Raw genomic sequence first — 13,533 nt, 5'->3', positions numbered from 1 at the left:
AGTCTTTTTTTAGAGAATCTTATAAATGATAGAACTAGCAGGCATTATAATTTTAGGCATATTAGCACAATGGGTAGCATGGAAATTTAAAATTCCAGCGATTTTACCGCTAATTTTAATTGGTTTATTAGTTGGCCCTATTGCGGCTGAGTTTTTAAGCGGAGATGGTACAAAATGGATAGAACCGATTTGGAATGGAAGCGAAGGCTTATTTCCTGGAGAAAGTCTATTCTACTTTGTTTCTTTAGCAATTAGTGTTATTCTGTTTGAAGGCGGATTAACCTTAAAAATGAGCGAAATTAAAAATGTAGGACCCGTAATAACTAAGCTTATTACCATAGGTTCTATGGTTACTTTTTTCGGTGCAGCATTAGCTGCTCATTATATTTTTGATTTAAGCTGGCAAATTTCCTGTTTATTTTCTGCTTTAATAATTGTAACTGGCCCAACGGTAATTACGCCTATTTTAAGAAACATACCACTAAGAAAAGATATTTCTGCTGTTTTAAAATGGGAAGGTATTCTAATAGATCCGATTGGGGCTTTAGTAGCCGTATTGGTTTTCGAGTTTATTAGTGTAGATGCTGGTGGTGAGTTTACCAAAACAGCATTAATAGAGTTTGGTAAAATTGTATTGTTTGGTTCTACCTTTGGTTTTGCTTTTGCACATGCCATGAATTTTATATTAAACAGAAAGTTTGTGCCGCATTATTTATTAAACGTGTTTGCATTAGCGGCTGTTTTAGGTGTTTTTGTACTATCTGATAGTTTTGCTCACGAATCGGGCTTACTAGCTGTAGTTGTTATGGGGATGGTTTTAGGAAACTCAAAATCGCCTTATTTAAAAGAACTACTTTATTTTAAAGAATCGCTGAGTGTATTACTTATTTCTATTCTGTTTATTCTTTTGGCGGCCAACATAAATGTATCTGACTTAATGTTAATTTACGATTGGAAAACTGTTATACTCTTTTCTGTTATTGTTTTTGTAATTCGACCAATAGGTGTGTTTTTAAGTACCTATGGATCTTTACTAAAATTAAACGAAAAAGTGTTTATCAGTTGGGTTGGCCCACGTGGTATTGTAGCTGCTGGTATTGCATCTTTATTTGGTTTAAAATTAGCTAAAGAAGGTGTGCCAGGAGCAGAATATATTACGCCTTTGGTTTTTATGATTGTTTTAGGAACTGTGCTATTAAACGCAACTACGGCACGTATGTTTGCAAAAATGGTAGGTGTTTTCTTGAAGAAATCTGAAGGAATTTTAATTATTGGAGCGTCTAAAGTATCTAGATTATTAGGGCATTATTTAGAATCTAATGGTAGAAACGTGGTGCTAATTGATAGCAACGAACGGAATATTCAAAAAGCAAAAGAACTAGGTTTAAGTGCGATGAATATGAATATTTACTCGGATAGCTTAATGGATGATATCGAGTTAAACGATATGGGATATTTAATGGCATTAACTGCAAATTCTGATATTAATAAATATGCTATCAATAAGTTTAGCAAGCAATTTGGTGAAAACGGTGCTTTTAGGTTAGTTACTAAAGAAGAAATGCTAGATGAAAATAGTAGTCCAAATGAAGGTTTGTTTAGTAAAACGGATGATTATAACACCTTAAGTGATGTAACTAGAAATCACCCATCGATACAAGAAATTGATTTAGAAGATAGGGAACACTACGAAGGTTTAATAGAAATTACAAATAAGGACAAAGAGATTATCCCACTTTTTATTAAAGATAATGAAGGAGAATTGCATATTATTTCTTCTAATAACTTAAATGTAGATACTATAGAAGAAGGTTTTCAGTTGGTGTATTTAGGTAAACCTATTGATGTTGAGAAGGTTTAATAGTATAAAGTAATAGTGAAAATTCTTTCAAATTTAATAGGCTTGGTATAATTATTGATGTTACTATTATTTTAAATTCTTTACTATGAAAATGAAAATTTTACTTGCTTTTTTTATTGGAATTACGGTTTCTAGCTATTCACAAGATGTTAATTATTTATGGGAATATACCTTAATTAATAAATTAAACGAAGATATTACTGTTTATGGTTTTGAACTACCCGTAAATAAATTGCATGGTGGTTTTGCCGCGTTAGATAAGACAGGAAAGCAGACAGGCGTACAGATAAATCCTGATGATTTTGAGTATCTTATATTCAAAAATTCAGAGGGAGAGGTTGTTAGATTAAAATCTTTACCTTTTAAAAAATCTATTAGATCTCATATGTATTCCAATGCTTTTATGATTACTTATATTGAAAATTTATCTGCAGATATGGAACAAGGAAAGATTAATTTTTATGTTCATGAGTTTTCAGAAATAAGAGCTTATTCATATGGTTATAGTGGAATATATAATGCAATAGAAATTGGAGGAGAAGTTCGTCAAGGGAATAAGCGTAAGTATTTTAAGTCTTTTTATTTTGAAGATTTATATGGATTACACAAAATAAATAACAAATCTGATTTTAATAAATTCCCTGAATTATTAGGGAAAGAGCTTTACAGAAAAATGAGACGTTCGGATATGGAATATGAAGATTTTTTATTCAATTATTTTACTAATTATAACAATTCTATAGATAGCACATTGGTTTCTGAAAACCTATAAACAGTTTTCTTAGAATATAATACTTGTTTTTAATGTTTATGAAAATTCTTTCAAATTTAGTAAACCTGGTATAATTATTGGTATTATTTTAATTTAAATTCTTTACTATGAAAATGAAAATTTTACTTGCTTTTTTTATTGGAATTACGGTTTCTAGCTATTCACAAGATGTTAATTATTTATGGGAATATACCGTAATTAATAAATTAAACGAAGATATTACTGTTTATGGTTTTGAACTACCCGTAAATAAATTACATGGTGGTTTTGCCGCGTTAGATAAGACAGGAAAGCAGACTGGCGTATCGATAAATCCTGATGATTTTGAGTATCTTATATTCAAAAATTCAGAGGGAGATGTTGTTAGATTAAAATCTTTACCTTTTAAAAATTCTATCGGATCTTATATGTATTCCAATGCTTTTATGCTTACTTATATTGAGAATTTATCTGAAGATATGGAACAAGGAAAGGTTAATTTTTATGTTCATGAGTTTTCAGATATAAGAGCTTATTCATTTGGTGATAATGGAATAGAAATTGGAGGAGAAAGTCGTCAAGGCTATAAGCGTAAGTATTTTAAGTCTTTTTATTTTGAAGATTTAAATGGATTACACAAAATAAACAACAAATCTGATTTTAATAAATTCCCTGAATTATTAGGGAAAGAGCTTTACAGAAAAATGAGACGTTCGGATATGGAATATGAAGATTTTTTATTCAATTATTTTACTAATTATAACAATTCTATAGATAGCACATTGGTTTCTGAAAACCTATAAACAGTTTTCTTAGAATATAATACTTGTTTTTAATGTTTATGTTAAATCTGTTTTTACACGATCTTCCGTAGGGTGTATTAACGCTAGGTATAGTATTATTAAAATACCGAAGAGTACAAAATCTTTATTAAGAAGTAAAATTAGAAAAGCAGCACCTTCTAGTATGGCCCATCTTACTATAGACGCAGTTTGGTATACAGCCATATTTGCTTCTAGTTTTAGTGTTTTATCGGCTGCTTTTAGCTGCGTTTTAAACATGAAATTACTAAATATATAAGCAATTATAGGGATAAGAACATAAATGATGTTAGATTGGCTTAAAGCTGGCATATTAAAGCTTATAGAAGTTACATCACCGATAAAAATATAGGCTATAACTAAACCTGAGCATAAAGCGATATGTATCATTTTTGTTACTTTTAATTTCTCTTCCATAAATAAAGTTGTGTTGCCGTTTGGTTAACGAATTTAGATAATTTTTTTGTTATTTAAAATGTATAGTGCAAATTGGCTTTTAGTTGAGGTATTGACTGTATTTGGCCGATAATGCAAAAGCGATAGTAGTGGTTAGCTTTTGGCGAGGCATGCATCGAGCCAAAACTAGTAGCGGATAGCGCGGTGGCTTGCCATTTGCCCAAAAAAAAGAAAACCTCTTCGTTTTCACAAAGAGGCTTTAGTACTATTGGTATTTTGATATTAACCTTTAATTTGAAGGTTTGTAAATTCTTTACTTATTACAAGGCTATTATTTTCGAATTTTACATCGGCTAAATCGACATATTCGTTGTCTACTTTTATAGATTTTACTTCGAAAGGTAAACCGTATAAATTAACTTTAAAGGTGTTATAAGTGGTTACGTATTGACCTCTTTTATGGATACGGATAATTAATTTATCTTCAGATCCGGCTAAGTTAAATTTCTTTAAACTGTAACGTCCTTTTGTGTAATCGTAACCATCGTCTGCATCTTCATAAAGTTCAGAATCTTCTTTACCATTTTTGTAGTAAACATCTAAACCTAGCTCTTCAATTACCTTTTCGCCAACGTACTGTTGTATAGGGTATTTAGGTATAATGGCACCTGCTTTTACAAAAATTGGCATGCTATCTAAATCGGCATCTACCCACATTTCTTTACCACCAGATACTTGTTCTTTATTCCAGTAATTAAACCACTCACCTCTTGGAATATACATACGTCTTCCTTTAGCATTAGGTTCGTTTATTGGGCAAACTAATATTTGGTTACCAAAGATAAACTCGTCTATTCTATAGTGTGTTTGTACATCGTCTTGGTCGAATAAAACCAAAGATTTCAGCATAGGCACATTGTCTTGCGAGTATTGGTAAAATGCTGTGTATAGGTATGGTAATAATTGATATCTAATTTCGATAAATTTACGAACAACATCGGTAATTTCTGTATCGAAAGCCCATGGCTCTTGCTCTCCGTGATCTCCAGAAGAGTGTGTTCTACAGAACGGGTGGAAAACACCTAATTGAATCCAACGTGCGTAAAGTTCGCCATTTGGTTGTTCTGCAAAGCCACCAATATCCGATCCTGCAAAAGAGAATCCTGATAATGCTAAACGTTGTGCTTGTATGTTTGCTATTTGTAAATGCTCCCAAGTGGCTACATTATCTCCCATCCAGGTTGAGGTATAACGTTGCGTTCCAGAATATGCCGAACGTGTAATTACAAACGGACGTTTTGGATAGTTGTATCGTTTTAAACCATGGTAAGTGGCTCTGGCCATTTGCATACCGTAAATATTGTGTGCTTTATTGTGGCTACATGGGTTACCATCGTAATCATGACGTACATCTGGCGGAAAGGTTTTTCCCGGTACATCCATTACTGCTGGCTCGTTCATGTCGTTCCAAACACCTTTTACGCCTATATCTTCTATAAGTTCTTTAAATAAACCGGCCCACCATTCGCGAACTTCTGGTCTGGTGAAATCTGGAAAATAACACTCACCTGGCCAAACTTTTCCTTTCATGTAAGGGCCATCGGCACGTTTACAGAAATAATCTTTTTCCAGACCTTCTCTAAACACACTGTATTCGTTATCTATTTTAATACCTGGATCTATAATAACTACGGTTTTAAAACCATCGTCTGCTAGTTCCTTAACCATACGTTTTGGATCTGGAAAATAGTCTTTGCTCCAAGTAAAGCAACGGAAACCTTCCATGTAATCGATATCTAAATAAATAGCATCACAAGGAATTTGAAGTTCTCTAAATTTTGCTGTTATTTCTTTTACGTTAGATTCTGGATAGTAACTCCATTTACATTGGTGGTACCCTAAGGCCCATAATGGTGGTAATTCTGGGGTTCCTGTTAAATCGGTATAGTTCTTTACTACATCTTGCATTTTAGGGCCGTAAATGAAGTAATAATTCATTTCCCCACCTTGTGCCCAGAAACTTGTTACGTTTCTACGTTCGCTACAAAAATCGAAGTAAGTTCTAAAAGTATTATCGAAGAAAATTCCGTAAGATTTTCCGTTATGTAAACCTGTATAAAACGGAATAGCTTTATAAATAGGGTCGGTATGTTTACCGAAAGCATAAGAATCAGTTGCCCAGTTTTCAAAACGACGTCCTTTTAAGTTTAAATGTTCTGGCTTATCACCTAATCCATAATAACTTTCTCCGTTTTGAGCGGCTTTACTCATTTTTACAATATCGCCACCAAGCTCGTAACTTTCTTCCCAGTGAAAACCAAGTTCGTCTTCGCAAATAATTTTATTATCGGCAGCATCGTAAAGTGAAATTCTTAAATCCGATTTATGAATATGGCAAATTAATTTTGAAGTAGTAACAACGTATTTTTCTTCGTCGTCTGTAATTTCTAAATGGTTATAACCTCTACTAGCATCTTCGTCTATAGCATAAGAAAAGTCTCTTTCAAATTTACCAACAGTAGTGTAGGTAAAACGAAGTACACTATCGCGTAAAACTGTAAGTTTAAGTATTACATTATTTGAAGTAGAAAAATGTAGTACATCTACATCTTTACTGTATTTTGTTATGTTAGAAGGGAATAGGTTCCCTTTATATTCTAGTTCTGTATTTAATATCATATGGACTAAGTATTAAAATTATTTTTCGAAATTACTAATTTTTAATGCGCAAACAGGCTTCTTTTTACTAAAAATTGAATTGATATTATGTGTAAAACTCAAATTTTTAGGGGTTTATTGAAAAATACTTAAAGAACGGCAAAAGTTCTGTTTTTTGAATTTCAGATTATTATTAATTACTAAATAAGTTGATTTTTTTTTTTTAATGCGATGAGTTAGAATATTAGAAAACACCAATTAGTAGTTTTTCAATTTGAAAAGGGATACTAATTGATGTTGAATTTTTTAAGTGTAATAACTTGTTTTATATGAGACCATTAATCTAAATTTTCTATTTAAACTGAAAAATAGTTACAGATAAGGGCGAAAGTGTAACCTCTGCCGAATAATCTTTACCATTCCAAGGGTCTTTTTTAATGGTAATTTGCTTTTTGTTTGAAACGCCACTACCACCAAATGCTTTAGCATCACTGTTAAAAAGCTCTTTTAGTTTACCATTTACAGGAATACCAATTTTGTAATTTTCACGAACTGTTGGTGTTAAATTACAAATAACCACCACATCGTCTTTAGATTCATAACCTTTTCTCATGTAAGACATCACACAGTTTTCATGGTCGTCGTAGCTAATCCATTCAAAACCTTCACCTGTAAAGGCTTTTTCATATAAAGCTGGTGTTGTTCTGTATATTTTGTTTAGTTCTTTAAAGTAATTCTGAAAGTTTTTATGTGGTTCGAATTCTAATAAGTTCCAGTTTATACTACCTTGAAAATCCCATTCATCATACTGAGCAATTTCACCACCCATAAAATTTAATTTGGTACCTGGGTGTGTAAACATATAACCGTAAAGTAAACGCAAGTTTGCAAAACGTTGCCACTCGTCTCCAGGCATACGGCCTAAAATAGAGTTTTTACCATATACCACCTCATCGTGAGAAAGTGGTAACATAAAATTTTCTGAGAAGGCATAAGCTAAACTGAAAGTAATATCATTTTGGTGATATTTTCGGTATACAGGATCTTTAGAAAAGTAATCTAAAGTATCGTGCATCCAACCCATCATCCATTTCATTCCAAAACCTAAACCACCCAAAAACACTGGTTTTGATACGCCTGGGAATGCTGTAGATTCTTCGGCAATGGTTTGTACATCTGGGAATGATGCATATATTTCTTGATTTAATTCTTTTAAGAAATCTATAGCAGCTAGATTTTCGCGACCACCATAAATATTTGGTTCCCATTCACCATCTTCACGAGAGTAATCTAAAAATAACATTGATGCTACAGCATCTACACGTAAGCCGTCGGCATGGTATTGATCCATCCAAAAGGCAGCATTACTTATTAAAAACGATTTTACTTCGTTACGTTCATAATTAAAAATTAAACTTTTCCAGTCTTGGTGATAACCTTTTCTTGGGTCTGGATGTTCATATAAATTTGAGCCATCAAAAAAGCCTAAACCGTGCGCATCTTCTGGAAAATGCGATGGTACCCAATCTAGAATTATTCCAATATCATTTTGGTGAAGTTTATCTACCAAGTACTTAAATTCTTCAGGATAACCAAATCGAGACGATGGCGCAAAATACCCAGTAAGTTGGTAACCCCACGATGGGTCGTATGGATATTCCATAATAGGCATAAGTTCTACGTGTGTAAAATTCATGTCTTTTACATAGTTTACTAAATCGTCTGCTAGCTCATAGTAAGATAAAAAACGGTCTTCTTCAACCTGTCTTTTCCAAGATCCTAAATGGACTTCGTAAACCGAGTAAGGTGCATCTAAAGCGTTTTTTTCTTTACGCTTTTTCATCCAATCTGTATCTTTCCATTTATAAGAATCGTCCCAAACAATAGAAGCTGTTTTTGGAGGATGCTCGCAACGGCGTGCATATGGATCGGCCTTTTCGGTTTTTATATCGTTATTATTACTTTGTATTTTATATTTGTAGATGTTGCCTTTACCAACAAGCGGAATAAAACCTTCCCAAATACCACTAGAATCCCAACGTACATTTAATTGATGCTCGCCTTCCATCCAGAAGTTAAAATCGCCTACTACAGATACTTGTTTTGCTGTAGGTGCCCAAACGGCAAAATACGTACCTTCAATACCATCTACGGTTACTAAATGCGACCCCATTTTTTCGTAAAGCCTGTAATGTTTTCCTGCTTTAAAAAGGTTTATGTCGAATTCTGTAAATAAGCTATACGGTTTTACTTGTGCCATAAAATTATGTTGTTAATTCCTGTTTAAAGGAAAATTATGTCGTTGTTTTAATATGGGGTTTAAACCCTTAAGTTTTACTTGTTAATCTTGAAAATGTGAAAAGGCATTGTTGGGTGTAATTCCACATAACACCATTCATTATTCCAATTATAACGGCTATCGGTAATTAAATCGTGCATTTCAATATTATGTCCTGAATGTACCGCTAAATCTTGCAACGGCACTTGTATATTACCTTGTTGCGAGTTGTGGGCATCTAAACTGATAATAACTAGAATCTCATTGGTTCTATCATTGTTCCATTTATAGAAGGCTATTAAATTGTCATTCTGTATGTTACAGAATTTAATATTATTGGTTTGTTGTAAGGCTTCGTTATGGTTTCTAATAAAATTGATTTTCGAAATTATAGTAGTTAGCTTGTTTTTAAGCTCCCAGTTGTAATGTGTAATTTGGAATTTTTCAGAATTTAAATATTCTTCTTTTCCCAGTAATGGTTCGGATAGCATATATTCGAAAACAGGCCCATAAATTCCAATACTAGAACTTAAAGTAGCTGCTAGTGCGTAACGCTGAATATGTTTAGATTCGTTAGCGCCTTGTAAATGATATGGATTAATATCTGGCGTGTTTGGCCAAAAATTAGGTTGCATATATTCTTTTAGTTCGCTTTGCGTTAGCTCTTCTACATATTCTGTGATTTCATGTTTGCTCTCACGCCATGTAAAATAGGTGTACGATTGTGTGTAACCTTGTTTAGCAAGCTGTTTCATTACTTTTGGAGCTGTAAAAGCTTCGGCTAAAAAGATAACATCGGGGTGTTTTGCTTTTACTTCAGAAATAATCCAATTCCAGAAATAGAAAGGTTTTGTGTGTGGGTTATCAACTCTAAAAATGTTAATACCACAATCTACCCAATACAACATAGTATCTAAACACTCGTTCCAAAGGGCTTTATAGTCTTCACTTTCCCAATAAATAGGAAGGATGTCTTGATATTTTTTTGGTGGGTTTTCAGCATATTGAACGGTACCATCTGGTCGCCATTTAAACCATTTTGGATGATCTTTTACCCAAGGATGATCTGGTGCGGCTTGTAAGGCGTAATCCATAGCAATTTCAAGATTGTTATCTTTTGCTGTTTGTATAAGCGCTTTGAAATCGTCGATATTCCCTAACTGTGGATGGATGTCTTTATGCCCGCCATATTGCGAACCAACACCCCATGTAGAACCAACATCACCTTCTTTGGCTTCTGTAGTATTGTTTTTTCCTTTACGGTTAACTTCTCCAATTGGGTGGATAGGTGGTAGGTAAACCACATCAAACCCCATGTTTTTTACTCTTGGTAATAAGCGTGCGCAATCGTTAAAAGTGCCGTGAACGCCTTTGTGCTCCGACGCTGAACGCGGAAAAAACTCGTACCATGTGCTAAATCTTGCTTTTTTTCTATCTACGTAAACTTTGTATGTTGAAGAGGTATTGGCAAGTATTTTAATTGGGTTTTGGAAGAAAATATTATAAAGCCTTTCTTTTACTGCTTCGGAAATGGCCTCACCATAACTATTTTCATCTTTAAAAATACGCTGTAAATGTTCTAAATATTGTTTATCATCAGCATTTACTTTGTTTAAAAGTGGCTCAATATATTCGGCGCCTTCTAATAATTCTGAAACCACATGTTGACCATCGTTTATTTTACGAATTAAACCGTATCTCCAGTTTAAAGCATAATCTACCCATGCTTCTACTTTATAGTTGTAAAACCCTTGTTTTTGTACACTGAAGGATGCTTTCCACTCATCGTTAGAAGTAAGCACCATTCGAGTTTCTTGCCATGTTTTATCGTTTTCGTGTTTGTAAAGTATGGCAGCTCCTAAAACATCATGACCATCGGCCATAATATGTGCATCTACATTTACAATTTCATTTACTACACGTTTAATATAAAAGTCGCCACCGTTTACAGTTGGTGAAACATAATCAATTACAACTCTTTTTTGATTTTGCATTGTTTGCTTAGTTATGTATGGTAATCAATATTTTTTTAGTCAGATTTCTTCACCAGCTAAAGCTATTTTAATTGGTGAAGAAATTTGATTTTTGGTTGCTATTTTGGTTAAATAACGTATCCTGAAGGAATAGTTGCAGCGTTTTTAACAACAACAATACCATCTTTAATAAAGTACATGTCTGTTTCTTTATCTTCTAAATGCTTTCCGCCGTTAATACGAACATCGTCACCAATACGGCAGTTTTTATCTAGAATACAGTTTTTAATAAAGCAGCGCTCTCCAATTCCGGTAAGGACTTTAATACGGTTGTTTTCTATTTCATCTAAAGTTTCGTAGAAATCACTACCCATCATGTAGGTGTTAATTACGGTAGATTCTTTACCAATTCTAGAACGAATACCAATTACCGATTTTTCAATTTTTGCAGCACCAATAATACAACCTTCAGAAACTACAGCTCTGTCTAAAACAGTGCCTGCTATTTTTGTGGTAGGTAACATTCTAGCATGCGTATAAATACGTTTTTTTTCATCGTATAAATCAAACTGAGGAATATCGTCAGTTAAGCCTAAATTCGCTTCGAAGAATGAGTCTATATTTCCAATATCTGTCCAGTACCCTTCATATTGGTAACTTAAAGTTTTATGATCGTGTATAGATTGCGGAATAATTTCTTTACCAAAATCTATAGTATCAGGGTTTTCCATGAGTTTAATTAGTAAATCTTTATTGAACACGTAAATACCCATTGAAGCTAGGTAGTTACGGCCTTTACCTTTCATTTCCTCACTTACTTCCGAAGTCCATTCTGGTAACAATTCGGCATCGGGTTTTTCTATAAATGATGTAATGACGTTTTCATCATTCGCTTTTAAAATACCAAAAGATGTGGCGTCTTTTGCATTTACAGGAATGGTTGCAATAGATATTTCGGCATTAGAGGCTTCATGAGCTTCAATCATTTTATCATAATCCATTTGATATAATTGATCTCCTGATAATATTAAAGCGTACTCAAAATCGTGACTTAAAAAATGATGCATACTCTGTCTAACCGCATCGGCAGTACCCTGAAACCAAGTTTTACTTTCTGGAGTCTGTTCGGCAGCCAATACATCTACAAAAGCACTACTAAAAAAACTGAAGTGATAGGTGTTTTTAATGTGTTTGTTAAGTGATGCTGAGTTAAATTGAGTTAACACAAAAATACGCTTAATATCTGCGTTAATACAGTTTGAGATTGGTATATCTACAAGTCTGTATTTTCCGGCAATAGGAACTGCTGGTTTAGATCTTTTATCGGTTAATGGGTAAAGTCTGGATCCTTGACCGCCTCCTAAAACAATGGCTAAAACTTTGTTGTTTATCATATTTTTAGTTTTTTAGTGCTTAGTTGTTCGTTATATTATTGATTCGTATAGTGTTTCTACTTGTTTTGCAATGGCTACCCAGTCAAAATAATCTTCAACACGTTTTCTTCCATTTTTTGCCATGGTTTCTCTTAAGTTTTTATCGCTTATAACTTGGTTAACACCTTGGGCTAAATCTCTCGAAAATTTATCGGGATCAATAGGTTCAAAAGGTGCTTCGGTTTGTTGTTCTAACGGAATTAAAAGTCCGGTTTCACCATGTACAACCACTTCTTTAATACCACCAACAGCACTTGCTACAACGGCTGTGTTACATGCCATAGCTTCAATGTTTATAATGCCAAAAGGTTCGTAAATAGAAGGGCAACAGAATACAGCAGCATGAGAATATAACTGTATAATTTCTTCCTTAGTTACCATTTTATCAATCCAAATTACGTTTTCACGTGTTTTTTTAACTGCGTTTACGGCGTTTTTCATTTCTTCACCAATTTCTGGTGTATCTGGTGCGCCTGCACATAGTACAATTTGAGTATCCGGATCTATATATTTTATGGCGTTTACTAAATGTATAATTCCTTTTTGGCGTGTAATTCTACCAACAAAAAGTACATAAGGTTTCGTTTTATCAACACCATAAGTATCTAGAGTTGCTGTTTCGCTTGTTTCTACGTATTGTTCTAAGTTAATACCATTGTAGATAACGTGTACTTTACTTTCGTCTACATCAAAATGTTTAAGAACATCTTCTTTAGTTTCTTCTGAGACCGCTATTAGGGCATCGGCCATTTCAATAGCTGTTTTTTCTACCCAAGAAGAGGCGTCGTAACCACGACCTAATTGTTCGCGTTTCCAAGGGCGTAAAGGCTCTAAGGAGTGTGTGGTAATCACTAATGGTGTACCGTAACAAAGTTTTGCTATAATACCAGCAAAATGAGCATACCAAGTATGGCAATGTACAACATCGGCATCAATAGGCTCTGTGTTCATTTGTATACCGGTGCTTAGTGTTTTAAATACCGATTTTAATTTATCGTCTGCACCATCAAAAATAGGGTTCTCAAACGGGTAACCTTTTACACTTAAATTATCCGATTTAGAGTCTTGGTCTCCAAAACATCGAACATCAATTTTCATTAATTTGGACAGCTCATCGGCCAAATATTCAACATGTACGCCGGCTCCTCCGTAAACATACGGTGGAAATTCTCTTGTGTAAAAAAGTGCTTTCATTTAGTTGTTTTTGTTTTTTAGAGTCGTTAGAGACATTTATTTCAAAACGGTTTGGAGCAGTTGTATTTTGAATATTTAAATGTATCATGAATAGGAATATCAATATTACCTGTTTACTATCACAATAAAAGTAAAAACAATTTGTCTAATTGTTTCCTTTTTTTCTTA

9 protein-coding genes are annotated in these 13,533 nt (G+C 33.5%); 3 read left to right on the top strand and 6 right to left on the bottom strand.

The annotated features are described in order from the left end of the window. Positions 1-25: 25 nt before the first annotated feature. From DFQ06_RS10650 to DFQ06_RS10640, 3 genes are all read left to right on the top strand, one after another. Entirely contained in the window at positions 26-1,861 is a 1,836-nt protein-coding gene (locus DFQ06_RS10650; RefSeq protein WP_133967634.1) for a cation:proton antiporter, read from the top strand. 85 nt (positions 1,862-1,946) lie between these two features. After that, entirely contained in the window at positions 1,947-2,633 is a 687-nt protein-coding gene (locus tag DFQ06_RS10645; RefSeq protein WP_042496244.1) for a hypothetical protein, read from the top strand. A 107-nt stretch (positions 2,634-2,740) separates the two neighbouring features. Next, positions 2,741-3,415 carry a hypothetical protein gene (locus DFQ06_RS10640; RefSeq protein ID WP_133967632.1) on the top strand — a complete coding sequence of 225 codons (675 nt, stop codon included), beginning with the start codon at positions 2,741-2,743 and terminating at the stop codon, positions 3,413-3,415. Positions 3,416-3,451: 36 nt separating this feature from the next. Here DFQ06_RS10640 and DFQ06_RS10635 read toward each other — a convergent pair whose 3' ends face one another. The 6 genes from DFQ06_RS10635 to glgA form a co-directional block, all read right to left on the bottom strand. After that, complete coding sequence (locus DFQ06_RS10635; RefSeq protein ID WP_074936597.1) at positions 3,452-3,850, bottom strand: MFS transporter; 399 nt, start codon at positions 3,848-3,850, stop codon at positions 3,452-3,454. Positions 3,851-4,111: 261 nt separating this feature from the next. Beyond that, positions 4,112-6,508, bottom strand: a complete 2,397-nt coding sequence (locus DFQ06_RS10630) for a glycoside hydrolase family 31 protein (RefSeq protein WP_074936599.1) — start codon at positions 6,506-6,508, stop codon at positions 4,112-4,114. 331 nt (positions 6,509-6,839) lie between these two features. After that, a complete protein-coding gene (gene glgB, locus DFQ06_RS10625; RefSeq protein ID WP_074936602.1) occupies positions 6,840-8,747 on the bottom strand; it encodes a 1,4-alpha-glucan branching protein GlgB in 1,908 nt (635 codons plus the stop codon). Positions 8,748-8,821: 74 nt separating this feature from the next. Beyond that, a complete protein-coding gene (locus DFQ06_RS10620) occupies positions 8,822-10,759 on the bottom strand; it encodes an alpha-1,4-glucan--maltose-1-phosphate maltosyltransferase (protein WP_133967630.1) in 1,938 nt (645 codons plus the stop codon). Between the two features lie 107 nt (positions 10,760-10,866). Next, positions 10,867-12,132: a glucose-1-phosphate adenylyltransferase gene (locus DFQ06_RS10615; protein ID WP_042502284.1), complete on the bottom strand. Its 1,266-nt coding sequence runs from the start codon at positions 12,130-12,132 to the stop codon at positions 10,867-10,869. Positions 12,133-12,162: 30 nt separating this feature from the next. After that, positions 12,163-13,365 carry a glycogen synthase gene (glgA, locus tag DFQ06_RS10610; RefSeq protein ID WP_133967628.1) on the bottom strand — a complete coding sequence of 401 codons (1,203 nt, stop codon included), beginning with the start codon at positions 13,363-13,365 and terminating at the stop codon, positions 12,163-12,165. Positions 13,366-13,533: the final 168 nt, after the last annotated feature.

This window comes from Algibacter lectus (genome assembly GCF_004368925.1).
Classification (GTDB): domain Bacteria; phylum Bacteroidota; class Bacteroidia; order Flavobacteriales; family Flavobacteriaceae; genus Algibacter; species Algibacter lectus.
The sequence above is the reverse complement of the archived record's forward strand: the minus strand, read 5'-3'. Positions and strand labels throughout refer to the sequence as shown.